Source organism: Pseudomonas sp. 7SR1 (assembly GCF_900156465.1).
In the GTDB taxonomy this organism is placed as follows: Bacteria; Pseudomonadota; Gammaproteobacteria; order Pseudomonadales; family Pseudomonadaceae; genus Aquipseudomonas.
Genome location: NZ_LT707064.1, coordinates 5,906,487 through 5,929,346, shown reverse-complemented (window position 1 = coordinate 5,929,346; position 22,860 = coordinate 5,906,487). Strand labels below are relative to the sequence as shown.

17 protein-coding genes are annotated in these 22,860 nt (G+C 60.4%); all 17 read left to right on the top strand.

The features are described from left to right. Nucleotides 1–89: 89 nt before the first annotated feature. The 17 genes from BW992_RS26050 (at nucleotide 90) to BW992_RS25970 (ending at nucleotide 22,849) form a co-directional block, all read left to right on the top strand. Nucleotides 90–827: a flagellar basal body rod protein FlgF gene (locus tag BW992_RS26050; protein ID WP_072389555.1), complete on the top strand. Its 738-nt coding sequence runs from the start codon at nucleotides 90–92 to the stop codon at nucleotides 825–827. A gap of 49 nt (nucleotides 828–876) precedes the next feature. Further along, nucleotides 877–1,662, top strand: coding sequence for a flagellar basal-body rod protein FlgG (flgG, locus tag BW992_RS26045; protein WP_053154880.1), 786 nt, complete (start codon nucleotides 877–879; stop codon nucleotides 1,660–1,662). Between the two features lie 48 nt (nucleotides 1,663–1,710). Continuing rightward, nucleotides 1,711–2,406, top strand: a complete 696-nt coding sequence (gene flgH, locus BW992_RS26040; RefSeq protein WP_072389553.1) for a flagellar basal body L-ring protein FlgH — start codon at nucleotides 1,711–1,713, stop codon at nucleotides 2,404–2,406. 45 nt (nucleotides 2,407–2,451) lie between these two features. Beyond that, a complete protein-coding gene (locus tag BW992_RS26035; protein WP_168199562.1) occupies nucleotides 2,452–3,522 on the top strand; it encodes a flagellar basal body P-ring protein FlgI in 1,071 nt (356 codons plus the stop codon). Nucleotides 3,523–3,532: 10 nt separating this feature from the next. After that, entirely contained in the window at nucleotides 3,533–4,849 is a 1,317-nt protein-coding gene (flgJ, locus tag BW992_RS26030) for a flagellar assembly peptidoglycan hydrolase FlgJ (RefSeq protein ID WP_072389551.1), read from the top strand. 10 nt (nucleotides 4,850–4,859) lie between these two features. Further along, the gene (flgK, locus tag BW992_RS26025; protein ID WP_076407276.1) at nucleotides 4,860–6,926 is read left to right on the top strand and encodes a flagellar hook-associated protein FlgK; all 2,067 of its coding nucleotides are present in this window, start codon (nucleotides 4,860–4,862) and stop codon (nucleotides 6,924–6,926) included. Between the two features lie 13 nt (nucleotides 6,927–6,939). Continuing rightward, the gene (locus tag BW992_RS26020; protein ID WP_072389546.1) at nucleotides 6,940–8,505 is read left to right on the top strand and encodes a flagellar hook-associated protein 3; all 1,566 of its coding nucleotides are present in this window, start codon (nucleotides 6,940–6,942) and stop codon (nucleotides 8,503–8,505) included. Nucleotides 8,506–8,600: 95 nt separating this feature from the next. Then, nucleotides 8,601–12,173, top strand: coding sequence for a glycosyltransferase (locus BW992_RS26015; protein ID WP_076407275.1), 3,573 nt, complete (start codon nucleotides 8,601–8,603; stop codon nucleotides 12,171–12,173). 260 nt (nucleotides 12,174–12,433) lie between these two features. Further along, nucleotides 12,434–13,207, top strand: a complete 774-nt coding sequence (rfbF, locus tag BW992_RS26010; protein WP_072389542.1) for a glucose-1-phosphate cytidylyltransferase — start codon at nucleotides 12,434–12,436, stop codon at nucleotides 13,205–13,207. After that, complete coding sequence (gene rfbG / locus BW992_RS26005; RefSeq protein WP_072389540.1) at nucleotides 13,189–14,271, top strand: CDP-glucose 4,6-dehydratase; 1,083 nt, start codon at nucleotides 13,189–13,191, stop codon at nucleotides 14,269–14,271. The genes rfbF and rfbG overlap by 19 nt, the downstream gene beginning before the upstream one ends. Further along, on the top strand, nucleotides 14,268–14,828 hold the full coding sequence (gene rfbC / locus BW992_RS26000) for a dTDP-4-dehydrorhamnose 3,5-epimerase (RefSeq protein WP_076407274.1): 561 nt from the start codon (nucleotides 14,268–14,270) through the stop codon (nucleotides 14,826–14,828). The genes rfbG and rfbC overlap by 4 nt, the downstream gene beginning before the upstream one ends. After that, on the top strand, nucleotides 14,825–16,051 hold the full coding sequence (locus BW992_RS25995; protein ID WP_076407273.1) for a class I SAM-dependent methyltransferase: 1,227 nt from the start codon (nucleotides 14,825–14,827) through the stop codon (nucleotides 16,049–16,051). The genes rfbC and BW992_RS25995 overlap by 4 nt, the downstream gene beginning before the upstream one ends. Continuing rightward, entirely contained in the window at nucleotides 16,048–16,905 is an 858-nt protein-coding gene (locus BW992_RS25990) for an NAD-dependent epimerase/dehydratase family protein (RefSeq protein ID WP_072389534.1), read from the top strand. The genes BW992_RS25995 and BW992_RS25990 overlap by 4 nt, the downstream gene beginning before the upstream one ends. Then, on the top strand, nucleotides 16,895–17,965 hold the full coding sequence (locus BW992_RS25985) for a class I SAM-dependent methyltransferase (protein ID WP_072389532.1): 1,071 nt from the start codon (nucleotides 16,895–16,897) through the stop codon (nucleotides 17,963–17,965). The genes BW992_RS25990 and BW992_RS25985 overlap by 11 nt, the downstream gene beginning before the upstream one ends. Nucleotides 17,966–17,980: 15 nt before the next feature. Beyond that, nucleotides 17,981–18,718 (top strand): cephalosporin hydroxylase family protein, encoded by a 738-nt coding sequence (locus BW992_RS25980; RefSeq protein WP_072389529.1) that lies wholly within the window; start codon nucleotides 17,981–17,983, stop codon nucleotides 18,716–18,718. A 50-nt stretch (nucleotides 18,719–18,768) separates the two neighbouring features. Further along, nucleotides 18,769–21,702 carry a TIGR00180 family glycosyltransferase gene (locus BW992_RS25975; RefSeq protein WP_076407272.1) on the top strand — a complete coding sequence of 978 codons (2,934 nt, stop codon included), beginning with the start codon at nucleotides 18,769–18,771 and terminating at the stop codon, nucleotides 21,700–21,702. Between the two features lie 220 nt (nucleotides 21,703–21,922). After that, nucleotides 21,923–22,849, top strand: coding sequence for a ketoacyl-ACP synthase III (locus tag BW992_RS25970; RefSeq protein ID WP_072389525.1), 927 nt, complete (start codon nucleotides 21,923–21,925; stop codon nucleotides 22,847–22,849). Nucleotides 22,850–22,860 lie beyond the last annotated feature (11 nt).

The window sequence follows — 22,860 nt, the reverse complement described above, 5'->3', positions numbered from 1 at the left end:
AGCCGCCAGAAAAAAGTTGGTCTGCAAATTGCTTGAGGCTGTGCAACACAGCAGTGGACGGCAAACGTCCGGCATGCAGAGGAACGAAAGTGGACAAGTACCTTTATGTGGCAATGACCGGCGCCAGCCAGAATGCGCTGGCGCAACGGGCCCATGCCAACAACCTGGCGAACATCTCCACCAACGGCTTCCAGAAAGACCTAGAGCAGGCACGTTCGATGCCCGTGTTCGGCGACAGCTTTCCGGCGCGGGCATTCGCCATGTCCGAACGTCCAGCCACGGACTTCACGCCGGGTGCACTGGTTGAAACCGGTCGCGACCTGGACGTGGCTGTCAGCGGGCCGGGCTGGATGGCCGTGCAGAACCCCGACGGGGGCGAAAGCTATGTGCGCACCGGCAGCCTGAACGTTGACGCCCTGGGCGTGCTGCGGGCCGGCAACGGCATGCCGGTCATGGGCAACGGCGGTCCGATCGCCGTGCCGCCGGAGCAGAAGATCGAGATCGGCCAGGACGGCACCATCAGCATCCGCGCCATGGGCGAAGGCCCGCGCGTGATGGCTGAGGTCGACCGCATCAAGCTGGTCAACCCGGACCCCAAGAACATGACCAAGGGCCTGGACGGCACGATCCGTACCAAGGACGGCCAGCCGGCGCCCATCGATGCCAACGTGCAACTGGTGTCGGGCTTCCAGGAAGCGAGCAACGTCAATGCCGTGGATGAGATGACGTCGGTGCTGGCCCTGGCCAAGCAATTCGAGCTCCACGTGAAAATGATGAACACCGCCAAAGAAGGCGACGAGGCCATGGCTCGGGTCTTGCAGATCTAACCATTAACTACAGCGTCGCGCCGAAAAACAGGCGTACGAGGAGAATCGAATGCTTCCGGCTCTATGGGTTGCCAAAACCGGTCTGTCCGCCCAGGACACCAACCTTTCCACCATTTCCAACAACCTGGCGAACGTGTCGACCACGGGCTTCAAGCGTGATCGCGCCGAATTCCAGGACCTGCTGTATCAGGTCAAGCGCCAGCCAGGTGCCCAGTCGACCCAGGACAGCGAACTCCCGTCGGGCCTGCAAGTGGGTACGGGTGTGCGCATCGTCGGCACCCAGAAGAACTTCAACGCCGGCAGCCTGCAGACCACCGAGCAGCCGCTGGACATGGCTATCGACGGTCGCGGCTTCTTCCAGATCCTGCAACCGGACGGCACCACGTCCTATACCCGTGACGGTACGTTCCACCTCGATTCCAATGGCCAGATCGTCAACGCCAGCGGTTTCGCCCTGGAGCCGGCCATCATCATCCCGAACGATGCCCAGACCTTCACCGTGGGCCGTGACGGCACCGTGTCCATCACTGTGGCGGGCAACCCGGCCGCCCAGGTGATCGGCAACCTGCAGACCGCCGACTTCATCAACCCGGCCGGCCTGCAAGCGGTGGGCAACAACCTGTTCCTGGAAACCGCCGCCAGCGGTGCGCCGCAAGTCGGCACGCCGGGGTTGAACGGTTTCGGCACCACGCTGCAGAACACCCTGGAAACGTCCAACGTGAGCACCGTTGAGGAGATGGTCAACATGATCACCACCCAGCGCGCCTACGAGATGAACTCCAAGGTGATCTCCACCGCCGACCAGATGCTCTCGTTCGTTACACAGAATCTGTAATCACGTCAGGGCGACCCTGGGTCGCCTGCAACACCTAGAGGTAGGGTCATGAATCGCTTTGTATCTGTACTGGCACTGAGTGGGATCACCGCGCTCGCGGGCTGCGTCGCGCCTACGCCCAAGCCCAATGACCCGTACTACGCTCCGGTGTTGCCGCGCACGCCGTTGCCGGCCGCCGCCAATAACGGCTCGATCTACCAGGCCGGCTTCGAACAGAACCTGTACAGCGACCGCAAGGCCTTCCGGGTCGGTGACATCATCACCATCACCCTGAACGAGCGGACCCAGGCCAGCAAGAACGCCAACTCGCAGATCGACAAGACCAGCGAGACCAGCGTCGGCCTTACCTCGCTGTTCGGTTCCAGCCTGACCACCAACAACCCGATCGGCAGCAATGACCTGAGCCTCAACGCCGGCTATGGCGCCGACCGGGCCACCAAGGGTGACAGCAAGTCCGGGCAGAGCAATAGCCTGACCGGTTCGATCACCGTGACCGTCGCCGATGTGCTGCCCAACGGCATCATCGTCGTGCGGGGCGAGAAGTGGCTGACCCTCAACACTGGTGACGAACTGGTGCGTATCGCGGGTATGGTCCGTGCGGATGACATCGCGACCGACAACACCGTTTCGTCGACTCGTGTGGCCGATGCGCGCATTACGTACTCGGGTACCGGTGCGTTTGCCGATGCGAGTCAGCCGGGCTGGTTCGACCGTTTCTTCCTCAGCCCCAAGTTCCCTTTCTAGGTGGTCAAGTTGAATCTTAAACAGCTGTTGCTCGGTGTCCTGGTCATGTCGGCGGCCTTCAGCGTTCAAGCCGAGCGCCTGAAGGATATCGCCAGCATCTCCGGCGTGCGTTCCAACCAGTTGATCGGCTACGGCCTGGTCGTGGGGTTGAACGGCACGGGTGACCAGACCACCCAGACGCCGTTCACCTTGCAGACCTTCAACAACATGCTGTCGCAGTTCGGCATCAAGGTGCCGGCGGGTTCGGGCAACGTGCAGTTGAAGAACGTCGCGGCGGTCTCGGTCAGCGCCGATCTGCCGGCGTTCGCCAAGCCCGGTCAGCAAGTGGATATCACCGTTTCCTCCATCGGTAACTCCAAGAGCCTGCGTGGTGGCACCTTGCTGCTGACGCCGCTCAAGGGGATCGACGGCAACGTCTACGCCATTGCGCAGGGCAACCTGGTGGTGGGTGGTTTCGATGCCGAAGGGCGCGATGGTTCGAAGATCACCGTCAACGTTCCGTCGGCAGGTCGCATCCCTGGCGGTGCGTCGGTGGAGCGTGCGGTGCCGAGCGGTTTCAACCAGGGCAACAGCCTGACGCTGAACCTCAACCGTTCCGACTTCACCACCGCCAAGCGCATCGTCGACAAGATCAACGACATGCTCGGCCCAGGCGTGGCCCAGGCTATCGACGGCGGTTCGATCCGCGTCACTGCGCCCCTGGACCCGAGCCAGCGGGTCGACTACCTGTCGATCCTGGAAAACCTGGAAGTCGATCCGGGCCAGGCGGTGGCGAAGGTCATCATCAACTCGCGCACCGGTACCATCGTGATCGGCCAGAACGTCAAGGTGTCGCCAGCGGCGGTGACTCACGGCAGCCTGACGGTGACCATCACCGAAGACCCGATCGTCAGCCAGCCGGGGCCGTTGTCCAACGGCCAGACCGCCGTGGTTCCCCGCTCGCGGGTCAACGCCGAGCAGGAAGCCAAGCCGATGTTCAAGTTCGGCCCGGGCGCGACCCTGGATGAAATCGTCCGGGCGGTGAACCAGGTCGGCGCGGCACCGGGCGACCTGATGGCGATTCTCGAAGCCTTGAAGCAGGCCGGCGCGTTGCAAGCCGACCTGATCGTGATTTAAGGAACGAGCCATGGATATGCGCAAAGGCGCCTTGATCAGCGGGGATTCGGCTTCCTACTCGGACCTCAATCGCCTGAATCAGCTCAAGGTCGGCGACAAGAACAGCGACGGTAACCTGCGCAAGGTGGCGCAGGAGTTCGAGTCGCTGTTCATCGGCGAGATGCTCAAGTCCATGCGTTCGGCCACCGAGGTGCTGGGCAAGGACAACCCTATGAACACGCCCGAGGCCAAGCAGTACCAGGAAATGTACGACCAGCAGTTGGCCGTTTCCATGTCTCGTGAGGGCGGAGGCATCGGCCTGGCGGATGTGTTGCTGCGTCAGATGTCCAAGAACAAGCCCCTGGCATCGGGCGAGGCGGCCACGTTGTCGGCCGCCAAGCAGCAAGAGGCGCAGGACCAGGTTGCCAAGGCACCGGTGCCCACGCCTGTGGCTGCCGGAACCTTGTCCGACGGCCCTCTTTCGCGCACCAGCGGCCAACGTCCGCTGTGGGCTTCGCGGGCCGTGAGGGCACCGCAGGAAGCGGGCGAGGGTGGTCACCGCAACGACATGGAGCTGCTCAATCAGCGTCGCCTGGCCTTGCCGCCGAAACTGGCCGACCGACTGTTGGCCGGGCTGGTGCCTTCGGCTGTGGCCAATGGCAAGGTCAATGCCGATGCCCCCGCGATGAACATCCTGCCGGACCGCGCCGTTACCGGCGTCAAGCCTGCCTCTGGCGAATTGGCCAATGGCGACTGGTTGGCGACGCTCAAGGCCGCCGAGTCCAAGGGCGACATGCAGATTTACGGCCGCGCCGTGGCCCAGCCGCCACTGGCGCCGGCGCGCAAGGCTTTCCGCGATGCCGACGAGTTCGTCAACGCCATGTTGCCGATGGCCAAGGAAGCGGCAGACCGCATCGGTGTCGATCCGCGTTACCTGGTGGCCCAGGCTGCCCTGGAAACCGGTTGGGGCAAGTCGGTCATGCGCCAGCCCGATGGCAGCAGCAGCCACAACCTGTTCGGCATCAAGGCCAGCAAGAACTGGACGGGCGATTCGGCCCGGGCGATCACCAGCGAATTCCGCAATGGCGAGATGGTCAAGGAGACGGCCGAGTTCCGTTCCTACGCCTCGTACCGCGACAGTTTCCATGACCTGGTCAACCTGCTGCAAAGCAACAGCCGCTATCAAGATGTGCTGAAGTCGGCCGATAACCCGGAACAGTTTGTACGCGAGTTGCAGAAGGCCGGTTACGCCACCGATCCGAACTACGCCAGCAAGATTTCGAACATAGCCCGGCAGATGACGAGTTACCAAAACTACGCGTCGGCTGGCGCCACAACGACTTTATAAGGTCTGAACCATGAGTTTGCTCAATATCGGGATGTCGGGTCTGTCCGCAAGCCAGACCGCACTGGTAACCACGGGTAACAACATCGCCAACGTCGATACCGCCGGGTATTCGCGTCAGCAGACCGTGCAGACCACCAAGGCGTCGAACCAGTACGGCAACGTGTTCATTGGTTCCGGCACGACCCTGGCCGATGTGCGCCGGGTATATAACTCGTATCTTGAAGCGCAGTTGAAAACCACCACCTCGCTCAACAGCGATGCGGCGGCCTACCAGGGGCAGATCACTCCGCTGGACTCCCTGCTGTCGGACAGCGGTACCGGCCTCAACGGTGCGCTGACCAAGTTCTTCGCCTCGGTGCAGAACGTCAACGCCAAGCCGGGGGACGATGCGTCCCGCCAACTGCTGCTCAGCGATGCCCAGGCCTTGAGCAACCGTTTCAATTCGGTTGCCAGCCAGTTGACCGCCCAGAACGAGAACATCAACGGCAACCTGTCGAACATGGTCGACCAGATCAACAGTCTGGCCACCACTGTTGCCCAGTTGAACAAGAAAATCGCCGAAGTCTCCAACTCCGGCGGCGCGCCAAACGATCTGCTCGATGCCCGTAGCGAAACCATTCGCCAACTGTCCACGTTCACCGGCACCCAGGTCGTCGAGAACGGCAGCAGCCTGGACATCTACCTCGGCTCCGGCCAGCCACTGGTCATGGGCAATATCACCAATAAACTCGAGGCGGTGCCGGACAAGAACGACCCGGGTCGCATGGGCATCCAGCTCAACAGCGGCTCGAGTGTCATGGACCTGACCCAGGTAATTACCGGCGGTGAAATCGGCGGCCTGATGCGCTATCGCAGCACCGTACTGGATCCGGCCATGAACGAGCTGGGCCGGGTGGCACTGGTCGTCGCCGACCAGATGAATACCATCCAGGCTTCGGGCATCGACAAGAACGGTGCGTTTGGCTCCAACCTGTTCAGCAACATCAACAGCACTGCGCAGATGAGCCAGCGCAGCGTCGCCGCGCTGAGTAACAGCGCAGGTTCCGGCAACTTCAACGTGTCCATCGAAGACACCGGCAAGCTGACCACCAACGACTATAAAGTGACGTTCACCAGCGCCACTGGATATATCGTACAGCGCTTGCCCGACGGGACTTCGATGGGGGCATTCAGCACCACGACCACGCCGCCGCCGGTGATCGACGGTTTTTCGATGACCTTTGCCAACGGCACCGCGGCGGCCGGCGATTCGTTCAAGATCACCCCGACCCGCAACGCGGCGGGCAGCATCAAGACCGAGATGACCGACTCCAAGCGGCTGGCGATCGCGGCCCCGCTGGGCGCGGCCATTACGCCGGGCGGCAGCGGCACGCTGACCATTCCGGCCAGCGGCCAGCCGACCATGACGACCAAGCTGGACATCTATGATGAAGCTACCACCAGCATCATCCAGAACGGCATCAAGAACTCCATGCCGGTCAAGGTGGTGTTCGGTGCGACTTCGGCCGACGGCACAAGCCAGGCCTACCAGCTGCTCGACGCCCAAGGCGGTACGCTCAGCAGCGGTACGATCAAGCCGGGCCAGAGCAACACCCTGAGCCTGAGCGTTCCGCTCAAGGACGCCAGTGACAACCCGATCATGGATTCGTCCGTACCGCCGGTGCAGCGTACCGTCACGTTCGACATGTCCATTGCCGGTGCGCCATCCAACGGTGCCGGCATCGATATCAGTCTCAGCCAGCCCGGCAGCCTGGACAACCGTAACGGTACCGCCCTGGCAGGTCTTCAGACAGCCAAGACCGTGGACACCGGTTCGGCCAGCAAGGGAATCTCCCTGAACGATGCCTACGGCAAGCTGGTAGAGGGGGTCGGCGCCAAGGCCGCCCAGGGCAAGCTGGACAGCGCCGCCACCGGCGCGATCCTGAACAACGCCAAGAACGCCCGCGACTCGCTTTCGGGCGTGGACCTGGATGAAGAAACCGGCAATCTGGTCAAGTTCCAGCAGTACTACACCGCGTCCTCGCAGATCATCAAGGCGGCGCAGGAAATCTTCAGCACATTGATCAACAGTCTTTAAGGAGTCGTAGTCCATGCGCATCTCTACCTCCCAGTTTTACGAAAGCACGGCTGCGAACTACCAGAAAAACTTCGCGAAAATAGTCAAGACCAGCGAAGAAGCCAGCAGTCTGGTGCGGGTCAATACCGCCGCCGATGATCCCGTAGGGGCGTCGCGGCTGCTGCAATTAGGCACACAGGCGTCGATGCTGTCCCAATACGAAACCAACGCCAACACGATCAAGGCAACCCTGGGCACCACCGAAGCGGTCATGAACAGCATCGGCAACGTGTTGCAGCGTGCCAAGGAGCTGGCCGTGGGGGCCGGTAACGCGGGCTATACCGACGCCGACCGCCAGGCCAACGCGTCGGAGCTGGCGCAGATCGAGGAGCAATTGCTCAGCCTGATGAACAGCAAGGACGAGAACGGCAAGTACATCTTTGCCGGTTCCAAGGGCGATGTCGTGCCGTTCACCCGCAACAACGATGGCAGCTACAGCTATAACGGCGATCAGGTGACCCTCGACCTGCCTGTTGGCGACACCATGTCCATGGCCACCAACAGTACTGGCTGGGAAGTGTTCGAGCAGGCGATCAATACCAGCCGCAGCCAGGTCACCCGGACAGCGCCGGCGGTGGACGACGGTCGTGTGGTGCTGTCCAACGGACAGGTGTCATCCAGTGTCAGCTACAACAGCAAGTTCCGTAGCGGTGAGCCGTACACGGTGGAATTCACCAGTGGTACCCAACTCAGGATCACCGACTCGGGAGGTAACGATGTCACTGCCGAAGCCAGCCAGGGGGGCGCGTTCGATCCCAACAGCAAAAAAGGCCAGGCCATCATGTTCCGCGGCCTCGAATTGACCCTCAACATCAATCTGCAGACGGGCGATACGCCCGGCGCCGTGTTGCCTGGGCATACCTTTACCCTGGCCGCCAAGCCGGACACGTTCGCCGCGACCCGCAGCCCCGGCAACCCGACCGCGGTACAGATCACGGGCAGCGAAATCACCGACCCGGTGGCCTACCACGCCAGCTTTCCTACCGGTTCGGCTGTGTTGAAATTCACCAGCGCCACCGACTTCGATCTCTATGCCGCGCCGTTGACCGCTGACAGCCAACCGGTGTCCAGCGGTACCCTGGCCGGTAACGTTGCCACCGCTTCCGGAGTGAGCTTTACTCTCGACGGTACGCCGGGCGCGGACGATCAATTCAGCATCGCCGTCAACACGCACGAAACCCAGAATATCCTGGATACCGTGAACCAGTTGAAGAATGCTTTGAACACGCCTACCAATGGCGACCCGATCGCGCTGCAAAAACTGCAGGCCTCGCTGGCCTCCGGTATCGGCAACCTGGCGAGCGGCACCGACCAATTGTCCAGCGCCTTGAGTTCGGTGGGTGGGCGTGGTTCAGCGCTGGATACCCAGAGCGACACCAACAAGAGCCTGATCGCGGCCAATACCCAGACCCAATCGTCGATCCGTGATTCCGACGCGGCCGAAGTGATGACCCGCCTGACCTTGCAGCAAACCATGCTTCAGGCCTCGCAACTGGCGTTCAGCAAGATCGCGCAGTTGGGTCTGTTCAACAAGATCTGAGTCGGTATCGATCGAGCCGCCAACCGTCTTTTTCCTAAGCGGTTCCGGGGCTCTGGCCTGAAAAGGTCGGGGCCCGCCGCTCGAGAGTCCTAACCGTGAAGTCACTGCCCCTCGTTAGCATCGTCATCCCCGCATACAACCCTCGGTTTTTTGACCAGGCACTGCTCAGTGCTTTGGCCCAGACGTACGAGCACATCGAGATCGTTGTGTGTGACGATTCGTCTGACGATGAAATTCGCCGCATCGTCGAATCCTTCGCCGAGCCGGCTCACCCTGTCCGCTACTTGAAGAACCCCCAGCGCCTGGGGCTGCAGGGCAACCTGTTGCGTTGTGTCGAGGAGGCTCGCGGCGAGTTCATCAAGGTGTTGTGCGATGATGACCGGCTGTTTGCACCGAGTATCGAGCGACAAGCCCAGGTGCTGATCGAGCATGCCGATGTCAGTGTCGTATTCGCCCTTCGATTATTGTGTGACGCAGGTAATTTCATCCTGCCGCCGCGTGTCGACAATTGCCGTTTTTCGCCGAACGATGCGTTGATCAAAGGCGACGATATGTTGGCGATCTTCGAGAGTACGCCCACCAACTTCCTTGGTAATTTCAGTTCATCGCTGATGCGTCGTGCCGATGTGCTCGAGTTGTTGCCAGCGCTGATCCAGGACGGAAACGGATTTGTCGCCATTCTCGACTTCGCCCTGTACGTCTGCCTGTTGCGCCGCGGCAACCTGGTGACATTGAACACGGTACTGAGCATGGAGCGTCTGTACCCGGAGCGTCTGAGCAAGACTGCACATATTCTCAAGGCCGCGAAAGTGGAGGAGGAGTGGCTGGCACAGATGCTTGTGGCCCGTAATGGTGAGGCGGCCCCTGCCTCGGGGTGGGTTCGCTGTATCGACCTGAACAAGATCACTGATCAGCCTCATGCCTGGCAGGAGTTGTGCGTGACTCGCGTGCTGGGCAACCGCAACACGGTTGTCAATGGCCGGGTTGGGGCGCAGAGCGAAAGCTACGCCGAGTTTTACCGTGAATGGCTGGCGATCCGGCAGTTCAGCAAGGTGGAACAGCAGGGTTTGCCTGCACGCATCGACAGTTGGCCGGTACGTGTGAACATCGTGCCCATCGTCATTGATAGCATTGGCGATGAGGTGGCGCTGGGGACGACACTGCGCAGTATCGCAGGCCAGCTTTATCCAGCCCAGGCCGTGGTAGTGCTGTCCGATGCTCGTTGCGAGGTCGATGAGCGTTTATTGCAGTTGCCCTTCCAGTCCGACTGGGCACAGCAACTCAACGCCATCGTGCCCCAGTTGGAGGGTTCCCAGTGGTTTTACTTGTTGCGGGCTGGTGACATTCTGCGAAATTCTACACTGTTGATCATGGCCGAGCGCATTGCTGGAAAACCCGGCGTGTGCTGTATCTACAGCGATGAAGGGGCCCTGGTAGACGGGGAATCCTTCGAACCGGTGTTCAAGCCGGATTTCAACCTGGACCTGATGCGCGCCTATCCCTATGTGGGGCGAACCCTGGCTTTCGACCGCGAACGTTTCATGGCCTTGGGTGGTTTCGATCCGGCTCGCGGCGAGTTGGCACCTCAGGACCTGCTCTGGCGCCTGGTGGAAGAGGCCGGCCCGCACACCATCGAGCACATCGCCGAAATCCAGGTGGAGTCCACGTTGAGTTTCGCCCAGTGGTTGTCATGGCCCGAGGTCGTTCAGGACAACGCAGCGATGGTTGGTGCGCACCTGGAACGCATTGGGGTGGCCCACGAGATCCGTCAGGATCTCCTTCCGGTGATCAATCGCATCGACTACCGACACAGTGTACGTCCGTTGGTGTCGATCATTGTGCGTACCGGTGATTCGCTGGGCGCATTGCAGCGTTGTACCGAAAGCCTGATCGAGCGTACCGCGTATGCGCACTATGAAATTCTCATCGTGGACAGCGGCGTCCGCGATCCGGCCATGCTCGACTGGTTGGCGAGCATGGCGCAGTTGGGCGCGAGCATGCTGCGAGTGCTGCGCCACGCCGGGGATGATCACGACGCGGCGGTGCGTAACTTTGCCGCCGGCCTGGCCCGTGGTGAATACCTGCTGCTGCTCAGCCCCCAGATAGTCATCACTGAGGCTGACTGGCTTGATGAACTGCTCAATCATGCCCAGCGTCCCGAGGTGGCGGTGGTGGGTGCACGGATACTCAGCCCACAGGGTACGATTGTCGCTGCCGGGCAGATTCTCGGGTTGTCCGGGCCAGTGGGAGCGCCTTTTCATGGTGAGTCGGCATCTTCTCGCGGTTACATGCAGCGTTTGCATACCACCCAGAACTGGAGTTCGGTCAGCAGCGATTGCCTGATGATTCGCAAGCAGGCATTCGATGAGCTTGGTCGCTTCGACGATCTGACCTTCACCCTTGGCCTGAGCGATGTGGACTTGTGTTTGCGTGCCGGCAAGGAGGGTTACCTGGTGGTCTGGACGCCCTATGCCAGCGTCACCCAGGTTGCCTTGTCTTTGCCTACGGAACAGTCCGAAGAAACGGCATTGCTGGAGCGTGAGCGCGAAGTCTTTTATCGCAAATGGTTGCCGCAGATTGCGCGTGACCCGTCCTATAGTCCGTCCCTGAGTCTGGGGGCGTCCAGCTTCAGCCTGGAACCTTCGTTGCGCAACAACTGGAATCCGTTCTGCACCCGCGCGTTGCCTCTGGTCCTTGGCCTGCCAGTCAATGCCACCGCAGTCGGTCATTATCGCGTCACGGCTCCACTGGCCGAGCTGGAGGCTGCCGGTCGCGTCATTGCCCGTGTGGCCTACGAGTCGCCTTCGACCGTTGAGATTGAGCGTATGTCGCCCGATACCATCGTGCTGCAGGGGCGCTACAGCGAAGGGGCCGCCGGCGACATCCTGCGGATGAAGAAATACTCCAACGCCCTGCGGATTTTCGAACTCGACGACTACGTCGTCAGCGCACCAAAGAAAAATACCCACGCCCGCAACAAACCGGCCAATATCGAGCAGATGCTGCGCGAGGGGATTGCGCTGTGCGATCGTGTAGTGGTGACGACCCAGTCGCTGGCAGATGCCTTATCCAGTATGCATCGTGAAATCCGCGTGGTTCCCAATATGCTGCCACCGGAGCCATGGGCGCGCTTGACCAGCCGACGCGCGACGTCCTCCAAACCGCGGGTGGGTTGGGGAGGCGGCACCAGTCACAGCGGCGACCTGGAAATCATTGCAGACGTTGTCCGTGAACTGGCCGACGAAGTGGAGTGGGTGTTCTTCGGCATGTGCCCGGATGCGCTGCGTCCCTACATTCATGAATTCCATGGCTCGGTCGCCTTGAGCAATTATCCGTTCAAGCTGGCCAGCCTGAACCTTGACCTGGCATTGGCCCCGCTGGAATTCCATATCTTCAACGACTGCAAGAGCAACCTGCGTTTGCTGGAATACGGTGCCTGCGGCTATCCGGTCATCTGCACCGATACCAAGGCATACGAGGGCTTCCTCCCTTGTACAAAGGTACGCAGCAACAGCACGCGGGAATGGATCGATGCAATCCGCATGCACCTGGCCGACCCGGACGCCAGCTACCGCATGGGCGATGAATTGCGCGAAGCGGTGCATCGCGACTTCATGCTCGGTGGGAGCAACCTGCAGTATTGGTTATGGGGGTGGTTAGCGGACTGAGCGCCGTACACAAGCGGGCTCCTTGCAACACTGTGGCGAGCGGGCCCGCCTCATACCTCTGAAGCCACGTTCAGTTCCCGCCTGATCTTCCTTCCCGCCTGTCGAGCTGGCGCGTTTCCTGCAAGTCCCCCTCATATCGCCATAAAACGAGCGCTTCCCGGCAAGTCGGAGCGCCCGAAGCGGCATCGAAGGTGTAATCCCCGCGCCCGCAAAAGCGAAACACGCTTGGCCGAGCCCGGTGATGGACAAGAGGGGAGACGATGAAGGCAGTTATCCTGGCAGGTGGGCTCGGCACTCGGATCAGCGAGGAGTCGCACCTCAAGCCCAAGCCGATGATCGAAATCGGTGGCAAGCCAATTCTTTGGCACATCATGAAGCAGTATTCCGCTCATGGAATCCACGACTTCGTCATATGCCTGGGCTACAAGGGCTATGCCATCAAGGACTTTTTCGCCAATTACTTCCTGCACACCTCCGATGTCACCTTCGACATGTGCAACAACCGCATGGACGTTCACCAGAACTACAGCGAGCCGTGGCGCGTGACTCTGATCGACACCGGGGAAGACACCATGACCGGCGGCCGGCTGCGTCGTGCGGCGCGTTACCTTGAAAACGAAGAGGCCTTCTGCTTCACCTATGGCGACGGCGTTTCGGACCTGAATATCGGCGCGCTGGTGGATTTCCATTTGTCCCACGGCAAGCTGGCGACGGTGACGGCGGTGCAGCCACCGGGACGCTACGGCGCGCTGGAGCGTGACGGCGATACGGTCCTGGGTTTCACTGAAAAGCCTCGAGGGGACGGGGGGTGGATCAACGGTGGGTTCTTTGTGCTGTCGCCCAAAGTCCTGCCTTACATTGCTGACGATCAGACTTCCTGGGAAGCCGAGCCGCTGGCGGCCCTGGCGACCGAGCAGCAGCTCCAGGCTTTCCAGCACGACGGTTTCTGGCATCCGATGGATACCCTGCGCGATAAGAACCATCTTGAGGCCTTGTGGCAGAGCGGGGAGGCCCCGTGGAAGCAATGGGGTTGAGTCCGGCGTTCTGGCGCGGCAAACGGGTACTGGTTACCGGTCATACCGGTTTCAAGGGCAGCTGGCTGACCCTGTGGCTGCAAAGCCTGGGGGCCCACGTCAGTGGTTTTTCCCTGGACCCGGCCACCGAGCCAAACCTGTTCGAACTGGCCCGGGTGGGCACAGACATCGATGATCGACGGGGCGACTTGCGCGACCTCGGCGCGCTGCTTGAATTGCTTGCAGCTGTGCAGCCGCAGATCGTCCTGCACCTGGCGGCCCAGCCGTTGGTGCGTGAAGGTTATCGCGACCCGTTGGGTACCTATTCAAGCAACGTCATGGGTACCCTCAACCTGCTGGAGGCTATTCGCCAGGTCGGTGGGGTTCGGGCCTGCGTGCTGGTGACCACCGACAAGGTCTACGCGAATCAGGAATGGCTGTGGCCGTACCGCGAGAACGAGCCCCTAGGAGGGCACGATCCCTATAGCAGCAGCAAGGCCTGCTGCGAATTGCTCGCGCAGTCTTATGCGGCGTCGTTCTTTTCGGTCGAGCGTCATGCCGAGCACGGTCTGGCACTGGCTACGGCGCGTGCCGGCAATGTGCTGGGTGGTGGCGACTTTGCGCCTGAGCGGCTGATTCCGGATGTGCTCAAGGCATGGTCGGCGAACGAGCCGGTGACATTGCGTTATCCACAGGCGGTGCGCCCATGGCAGCACGCGCTGGAGCCCTTGGCGGGTTACCTGCAATTGGCCGCCGGTCTTTTCGAGCGAGGCCCGACGTTCGCCGGGGCTTGGAATTTCGGTCCTGGCGAAGCGGACATGTGCAGTGTTGGCGAAGTGGTCCGGCTACTCGCCGAACGCTGGCCGCAAGCGCCCGGCTTGCGGATCGAACCGAGCGATTTGCATGAAGCCGGCCTGTTGCGCCTGGACAGCAGTCGCGCCCGCCAATTGCTGGGCTGGCGACCGCGCTGGACACTGCAACAATGCCTGGCCCAGACGCTGGATTGGCACCTGGCCTGGCAAAACGGCGATGACATGCGCCAGGTTTCCCTCGGCCAGTTGAATTTGTATCGAGGCGCGTTGTGAGTGAATTTTCGTTGAAGGCATTGCCGTTGGCCGGTCTGTTCAGCGTCCAGCACAAGCGCTTCGAAGACCAGCGCGGGCATTTCGCCCGGCTGTTCTGCGAAGGCAGCCTGAGTGCGTTCGGCCAGCCCTTTCATATCCGCCAGATCAACCATTCCTGCACCCGCGAACGGGGCAGTGCGCGCGGCCTGCATTATCAGAACGCGGCGCAGCCAGAGGCCAAGTTGATTACCTGCCTGCGGGGTGAGGTCTGGGACGTGGCGGTGGATCTGCGCCCCGATTCCGACACTTTCCTGCACTGGCACGCCGAGCATCTCAAGGCTGGTGACGGCCGAAGCCTGTTGGTCCCGGCCGGCTTCGCCCACGGGTTCCAGACCCTGACCGACGATGCCGAGCTGCTTTACCTGCACAGCGCCGACTATGCTCCAGAGCATGAGGGCGGGTTATCGGTGAATGATCCGCGGCTGGCCATCGCCTGGCCGCTGTCTGTCAATAATCTGTCGAACAGGGACCGCAACCATCCCTGGATCGACGAGCGTTTCGCTGGAGTACGTCTATGAATTGCCGAGGTTGCGGGTCTGCCCTGGCGTTGCCTTTGATTGACTTGGGAACGTCGCCGCCATCCAACGCTTACGTGCGGGCCGATCAGTTGGAACAGCCCGAGCAATGGGTACCCCTCAAGGTCGCCGTATGCCAGCAATGCTGGCTGGTGCAAACCCAGGATTACACCCGGGCCGACAGCCTGTTCGATGCCGAATACGCCTACTTCAGTTCTTTCTCCAGCACTTGGCTGGCCCACGCCGAGCGCTATGTGGCCGAGATGGTTGAACGTTTCGAACTGGGCGCTGACAGCCGCGTGGTCGAAGTGGCTGCCAACGACGGCTACCTGTTGCAATACGTGGCCAGTCGCGGCATTGCGTGCCTGGGCGTAGAGCCGACCCACAGCACCGCCGAAGCGGCGCGGAAAAAAGGCCTGGAGATTCGTGAGGTGTTCTTTGGTCGCGATACGGCCTCGCAATTGAAAGGCGAGGGCTGGGCGGCCGACCTGATGGCGGCCAACAACGTGCTGGCCCATGTGCCGGACATCAATGATTTCCTCGGCGGTTTCGCCACGCTCCTCAAGCCAACCGGCGTCGCCACGTTCGAATTTCCGCAGTTGCTCACGCTGATGGCCGGGCAGCAGTTCGACACCCTGTACCACGAACATTTTTCCTATCTGTCGCTGACGGCCGTGCAGACCTTGTGTGAGCGCAACGGTCTGGAAGTAATTGATGTCAGCCAGCTGCCAACCCACGGCGGTTCGTTAAGGGTGTTCGTCCAGCGTGCCGATGGCGTGCGTCGACCGGTGCAGGCCTCGGTGCAACTGCAGTTGCAGGCTGAATTGGATGCGGGCGTAAGAACCTCAGCGTATTACGCAACGCTCGCGCCGGCCGCCGAAGCCATCAAGCATGGTTTGCTGCGATTTCTGCTACAGGCCAAGGCCGAAGGCAAGCGCGTGGTGGGTTACGGCGCGGCGGCCAAGGGCAATACGTTGCTCAACTACGCCGGGGTCAAGCCTGACCTGCTGGCCTGGGTTGCCGATGCCAACCCACACAAGCAAGGCAAATACCTGCCCGGTAGCCGGATTCCTATCGTGTCGCCCGAGCGTATTGCAGCAGAGAAACCAGATTACATACTCGTCCTGCCCTGGAATCTGTTGAGCGAAGTCAGCCAACAGCTGGCCGAAATTCGTCAATGGGGCGGACAGTTTCTGATCGCCGTCCCTGAGTTGACCGTGCTGTGAAGGTCCTGGTCACCGGCGCCACCGGGTTCGTCGGCCGTCACCTGGTGCAGGCCTTGCTGGCGCGAGGCTGTCGGGTGCGGGCCGCTGCGCGGCGGAGCGAGCCGGCCATGGCCCTGCCTTGGTTCGATCAGGTCGAATTCGTGGAAACGGATGTTCACCTGGAAAGCCTGGACATCGCTGCCTTGGTAGAAGGCGTCGATGCGCTGGCACACCTGGCATGGCCCGGGTTGCCGAATTATCAGGCACTGTTTCATTTCGAACATAACCTGATGGCCGACTACTGCTTCATCAAGCGAGCGGTGACGGCGGGCGTCTCCCAGGTAATGGTCACCGGTACCTGCTTCGAATATGGCCTGCAAAGCGGGCCGCTATCCGAGCGGACCGAGCCGCTTCCGGCCAATCCCTATGGGCTGGCGAAAAATACCCTGCGGGTTTTTCTGGAACACTTGCAGCGCGAATATCCGTTCACCTTGCAGTGGGCGCGCCTTTTCTACCTGCATGGTACTGGCCAGAATCCCAACAGCCTGCTGGCCGCACTGGACCGGGCCATCGACGCCCAGGCCAAGGTGTTCGATATGTCCGGTGGCGAGCAGTTGCGGGATTATCTGCCCGTCGGCACGGCTGCCGCTTACCTGGCGGAGTTGCTGTTGCAGCGCCAGTTCGATGGCGTGATCAATTGTTCCAGCGGTCAACCGGTGTCGGTTCGGGCGCTGGTGGAAGCGCGGCTTCGCGAGCGTGGAGCCTCCATTCGCCTGAACCTTGGCCACTATCCATACCCGACCCATGAGCCCATGGCGTTCTGGGGAGTGGCCGAACGTTTGCAATCCTTGCTGGGAGCTGCACATGACGCGTGAGCTTTACCGGGCCACCGGTCTTCCGGTCCTGCAGAACCGGACCTTTGCCGATGAGCAGTCGGCCAGGGCCTCGGCCTGTGCCGATATGGTGCTGGTCCAGGATGAAGAGAGCGGGCTGGTGTTCAACCAGGCGTTCGATCCTGACAAGCTCAACTATGACAGCGACTATCAGAACGAACAGGCCCATTCGGGGCAGTTCCAGAAGCACCTAGCTGACGTAGAAGGAATCATTGCCCGGCATTTCAGTGGTCAGGCATTGATTGAGGTCGGCTGCGGCAAAGGCTATTTCCTGGAGTTGCTCAAGGCGCGGGGTTACGCCATCACGGGTATCGACCCGGCCTACGAGGGCCATAATGCCGATGTCATCAAGGCACCGTTCACTCGCCAATTGGGCTTGTCGGCCGATGCGGTGGTGCTGCGCCATGTGCTGGAACATATTCAGGACCCGGTGGCCTTTCTGGCTGAGATCGCCGCGGCCAACCAGGGGGGACAGATTTATATCGAGGTGCCCTGCCTGGACTGGATTCTGGAGCATCGTGCCTGGTTCGATCTGTTCTACGAGCATGTCAATTATTTCCGCCTCGATGACCTGCGCCGGATGTTCGGTACGGTGCATGAAGCAGGGCATCTGTTTGGCGGCCAGTACCTGTACATCGTCGCCGACCTGGCAACGTTGCGCCTGAGCCCCGTCCAACCGGCAGCGCTGCTGGAATTGCCCGACGGATTCACCGCCAGCCTCGGGCGCGCCGTGCAGATTATCCAGGCCGCGCCGCAACAGGGTTCGGCGATCTGGGGAGCTTCTTCCAAGGGCGTGATCTATTCGCTATTCCTGCAACGGGCAGGCGTGGCTGTGGACTGCGTGATCGATATCAATCCGGCCAAGCAAGGGCGGTATCTGCCGCTCAGTGGCGCACGGGTTTCTTCACCCGATGAAGCAATGGACACCCTGCCCGAAGGGGCCCACGTGTTCGTAATGAATTCCAATTACCTCGAAGAGATCAAACGGATGACCGGTGGGCGTTATGTCTACCACGCCGTCGACAGCGCTTCGTTCCAATAACAGCGAGATTCGAATATGACTGACAACACGATCCATAAAGCTTTCGAAGCCCAATGCCAGACTGAAATCGCCGGCCAGGGGCAGGACGAGAAACTCGTTGGCCTGGCCAGGGATTTTTTCAACGAGTCGGCCAAGCACAAGTACAGCTATCACTTTTCCTGGATGGGCCGGCCAATCATCCAGCTACCGCAGGACATGATGGCGATGCAGGAACTGATCTGGCAGATCAAGCCTGACCTGGTCATTGAATGCGGCATCGCCCATGGCGGTTCGATCATTTACTACGCCTCGTTGCTGGAACTGCAGGGTCACGGCGAAGTCCTGGGTATCGACCTGGATATCCGCCCTCATAACCGCGAAGCCATTGAAAGCCATCCAATGAGCAAGCGTATCTCGATGATCGAAGGGTCGAGCATCGATCCGGCTATCGCCGAGCGGGTATATGCGGCGGCCAAGGGCAAGAAAGTCATTCTCGTACTCGACTCCAATCACACCCACGACCACGTGCTCGAGGAATTGCGCCTGTACGCGCCGCTGGTATCGGTGGGCAGTTACTGCGTGGTGATGGATACAGTCGTGGAAGACATGCCGGCGGATTTTTTCCCTGACCGTCCGTGGGGACCGGGTGACAACCCGAAGACAGCCGTCTGGAAATACCTCGAGGAAAACGGCGATTTCGAGATCGACCGGCAGTTGCAGAACAAGTTGCTGATCACCGTTGCGCCGGACGGTTATCTGCGTCGGGTTCGTTAAACCATAGGTTTCAAGTCATTAGCGTCTGGCAGGTTGTGGGGACAGGAAATATGCAGGTTAAGAACACTTTTCAAGACAACATGGAGCCGTTGAGCGAGCGGTTCACCGTGGTGGTGATTTCCCACAATCGCAGTGCGTTCTTGCGCCGTACATTGCACTACTACAGCAGCTATCCCTGTTCGGTACTGGTGCTTGATTCATCGGTCGAGCGCGATGAACAAATTGCCCTGGACTTCCCATCGGTCGATTACCGCCATCTGCCCCAGTTCACCTATAAGGGACTGCAGGACAAGCTGGTTTATGGTGTAAACCAGGTCAAGACGCCTTACATGGTGTTCGCCGCCGATGACGACTTTCTGCTCCACGACGCCTTGACCGAGTCTGTGGAATTCCTTGAAGCCAACCCCGACTACGGCCTGTGCCACGGCTATGGGTTCATGTACGTGGCTTGTGCGACCGAAGTGAATTACTTCCGTCGCGATCGCAAAGTGCACGAGGACTACAACAGCGAGCTGGCCGAAGACCGGGTGATTCGTTTCATGGATCATTTCCTGCCCCCGTTCTATGCCGTGACCCGTACCGATCTGCTGCAGCAGTGGTATAGCCTGTTGCCCCCCGGGACCAGTTTCGAATGGCAGGAAATCGGTCATACCTTTTATTTGCTGGCCTGCGCGAAGGCCCGGATCCTGCCGATCCCGTTCGCCGTTCGCGAGCTCAATTACGGTGGTTCCGAGCACAACACCAACGTGTTGACGGTGCTGAGCTACAAGGACGCCAAGAGCGTGGCGGAGCGCGAGCAGTTCGCCGAATTCCTGGCGTCGCTTCCGACACCGCTGCGCGAGCAGGCTCCGGGACGTGTCAAGCAGATCGCCCTGGACAGTTTTGCGGCCATGGCCGACTGCCTGCTGCAGGGGCGTTCACTCAAAGGTACACAGATCATCAATTCGGTCTGGACGCAGGCGGGGGGCGAACCGGTGCGTTCGTTCGGACCGCAGCAGTTTGTCGAAATGCCTTTCTATAATCAGCGGGTGTTCGATCTGCTGACTGAATTTGAATTTTTGTTGCATGCCATGCCGGCCGGGCGTCTTCAGCTTCAGCAATTGGAAGGTATCCTGGTGCGTCAGCATGAACTGATGCGCGTGCAGCCCAACGACAACGAACGTACCTTGCGCAGTCGTCTCTGGGAGGCCCAGGGCCTTTATGCGTTCAACCGTACCGTGGTCAAGCGTCTGGCAGAGTCGTTGAAAAGCAGCGACGAGCCTGAGGAAGCGATCAAGTTGCAGGCTTGGGCCGAGCGGTTGGATTCGGTGCCTGGACAACAGGGCCGCCGGTTGTTGGAGAACATGCATTCTGGCCGCCTGTTGAACTGGCTCGACGCGCGTGCCCCGGATACCGGGCAACTCAAATCCATTCATGCTCGCCTGGCCGAGCATCAGGGCGGGCCGCGTTTCGGTATCCTGCTGTTGGACCTGGACGCGGACATGTTCAAGTTGCAGGCTACCTTCGACAGCCTGGTCAATGGCCATTGCAAAGCCTTCAACGTAGTGGTCTTCACCACCGGCGACTTGCCGGCGACAACCACCGTGCGCGACACGGTGCATTTCGTCAAAGTAAGCACCGCCAATTATGTCGAGCGCATCAATCAGATCATCGGACAATCGGCCGCTGATTGGCTGGTGCTGGCCGAGGCCGGTGACCAGTTCACCGCCTGTGGCCTGCTGCGCGCCAGCCTCGAACTGATCGGAGCCGAAGGCGTGCGCGCCGTGGCCATGGATGAGATCCAGCGCAAGGCTGATGGCAGCCTGACCGATGTGTTCCGTCCGGGCGTCAACCTCGATCTGCTGCAGTCGGTGCCGTCGCTGATGGCGCGTCACTGGCTGATCCGCCGTGATGTATTGGCTCAGGCTGGCGGCTTCACCGCGCAATACACCCAGGCGCTGGAACAGGACCTGTTGTTGCGTCTGATCGTCGATGAAGGGATGGCCGGCCTGGCTCACTTGGCTGAGCCCTTGTTGATCTGCAATGCCCCGGCTGAACAAGAGAACCCGCAGGAACGTCAGGTACTGACGCGTCACTTGGCTGCGCGGGGTTATCGAGCCCAGGTCACTTCAGCCCAGCCATTGACTTACCAGATCGATTACCAACACGCCGAACGACCATTGGTGTCGATCATTCTTGAAAGCCGGGATAACTTCGAACAGGTGCAGCAAGCGCTCGTCAGCGTGCTGCAGCGCACCCGTTATCAGCGTCACGAAATTCTGATCGCCGACAATCATAGCCAGTCTGAAGCATTGGCCCAGTGGCTCGACAGCCTGGAGGGCAAGGGCGACCGGATCCGTATCCTGCGCAGTGATCGACGCTTGAGTGCGTCGGCGTTGTACAACTGGGCGGCTGCCCAGGCCAGGGGAGAGTACCTGGTCTTGTTGTCGGCCGAGGTTCAAGTGATCAACGCCAACTGGCTCGACAGCCTGCTCAACCAGGCCCAGCGGCCTGAAGTGGGGATCGTGGGTAGCAAGCAGATGGACATGCGCGGTATCACCACCCAGGCCGGCCTGGTGCTCAGTCCCGATGGGCTGGTGTGTTCGGTGTATGTCGGTGAGCGCAAGGACGCCAAGGGCTACCTCAATGGCCACCTGGTGGAGCAGAACTGCTCGGCAGTGTCCGGCGCTTGCCTGATGATTCGCAAGGACCTGCTCGAAGCCGTGGGCGGTTTGGACGAAGGACCCTTCGCCGATGCCTTTGCCGATGTCGACTTGTGTCTGAAATCGGCCGACGCAGGTTATCTCACGGTGTGGACGCCTCAGGCTCAGATGCTGCACCCTGGCACTTTGCCCGACGCATTTGGAGCTGCAGATGCACTGCGAGACAAATGGCCGTCGCGCTTCGAACACGACATGATGCGTAACCCCAACCTGACCCCGACCGGGACGGGCTTCGCACTGGGCGCTCCCAAGACTGTGAACTGGGCTCGGCTGATCGGATAGGCATGCCGTTACGGATAGCCCTTTCAAAAAAGGGCTTATTCGGCAAATTAGCGTGACCTGCGAGTCATAACGCGCATCTTCACTGTATTGTATTGACCGGGAAGATGGCGCCTGGCCGTTATCAGGTCCAGTGATAGCCCTTTATACTTCCCTTTTTGTCGGCGCCCCCTCGATTCCTTGCGAGCGGTGGTATTGGGCTGTTTTTGATTGGGAAGCCGTAATGATTGGCATAAAAAGCATTGCGAGCTACGTTCCTGTAGCCGGCGTGGACAATTACGCACAGGGTGCGAAGTTCGAAAAGGATGAAGAATTCATTCTCGGCAAGATCGGTTCCGCCTTCCTTCCACGCAAGGATGATGGACAGGAGACCTCCGACCTGTGTGTTGAAGCGGCCAATGCGCTGTTTGCCAACAATCCTGGTCTGAAACGCGAAGCCATCGATGTTCTGATCGTGGTCACCCAGAATGGCGACGAGGAAGGATTGCCCCATACGGCGGCCATCGTCCAGGACAAGCTCGGCTTGCCTACCACCGTCGCGGCATTCGATATTTCCCTGGGGTGCTCGGGTTATGTCTATGGCATCTACGCCATCAAGGGCTTCATGGAAGCCGCAGGCCTTAAGAATGGGCTGTTGATAACCGCTGACCCGTATTCGAAAATCGTCGATCCGGAAGACCGCAACACCACGATGCTGTTTGGCGACGCCGCCACAGCGACTTGGATGGGCGAGGATGCGCCGTGGCAACTGGGCAAGTCCAAGTTCGGCACTGACGGCTCCGGTGCGCCGCATCTGAAAGTCAGCGATGGCGTGTTCTTCATGAATGGCCGGCAGGTGTTCAATTTCGCCTTGCTCAAGGTTCCGGCACATTTGCATGAATTGCTGGCCGATTCCAACCTGCAAGCCAGCGACATCGACGCTTTCTGCATTCACCAGGGCAGTGCGGCGATTGTCGATGCCGTGGCGCGACGTTTCGAGGGCGAGCCGGAGAAATTCATCAAGGATATGGTCGAGACCGGGAACACCGTCTCGTCGAGCATTCCATTGCTGTTGGAGAAGCATGTGCTCGATTCCAGCTGGAAACGTGTTGCCTTGAGCGGTTTTGGTGTTGGCCTGTCGTGGGGATCGGCGATTATCTATCGCCCCTGAGAACATTAAAA

Excerpts from the sequence above, each read along its gene's own strand:
- flgG (WP_053154880.1), top strand. The coding sequence starts at position 877 with ATGCTTCCGGCTCTATGGGTTGCCAAAACCGGTCTGTCCGCCCAGGAC.
- flgH (WP_072389553.1), top strand. The coding sequence starts at position 1,711 with ATGAATCGCTTTGTATCTGTACTGGCACTGAGTGGGATCACCGCGCTC.
- BW992_RS26035 (WP_168199562.1), top strand. The coding sequence starts at position 2,452 with ATGTCGGCGGCCTTCAGCGTTCAAGCCGAGCGCCTGAAGGATATCGCC.
- flgJ (WP_072389551.1), top strand. The coding sequence starts at position 3,533 with ATGGATATGCGCAAAGGCGCCTTGATCAGCGGGGATTCGGCTTCCTAC.
- flgK (WP_076407276.1), top strand. The coding sequence starts at position 4,860 with ATGAGTTTGCTCAATATCGGGATGTCGGGTCTGTCCGCAAGCCAGACC.
- BW992_RS26020 (WP_072389546.1), top strand. The coding sequence starts at position 6,940 with ATGCGCATCTCTACCTCCCAGTTTTACGAAAGCACGGCTGCGAACTAC.
- rfbF (WP_072389542.1), top strand. The coding sequence starts at position 12,434 with ATGAAGGCAGTTATCCTGGCAGGTGGGCTCGGCACTCGGATCAGCGAG.
- BW992_RS25995 (WP_076407273.1), top strand. The coding sequence starts at position 14,825 with ATGAATTGCCGAGGTTGCGGGTCTGCCCTGGCGTTGCCTTTGATTGAC.
- BW992_RS25985 (WP_072389532.1), top strand. The coding sequence starts at position 16,895 with ATGACGCGTGAGCTTTACCGGGCCACCGGTCTTCCGGTCCTGCAGAAC.
- BW992_RS25980 (WP_072389529.1), top strand. The coding sequence starts at position 17,981 with ATGACTGACAACACGATCCATAAAGCTTTCGAAGCCCAATGCCAGACT.
- BW992_RS25975 (WP_076407272.1), top strand. The coding sequence starts at position 18,769 with ATGCAGGTTAAGAACACTTTTCAAGACAACATGGAGCCGTTGAGCGAG.
- BW992_RS25970 (WP_072389525.1), top strand. The coding sequence starts at position 21,923 with ATGATTGGCATAAAAAGCATTGCGAGCTACGTTCCTGTAGCCGGCGTG.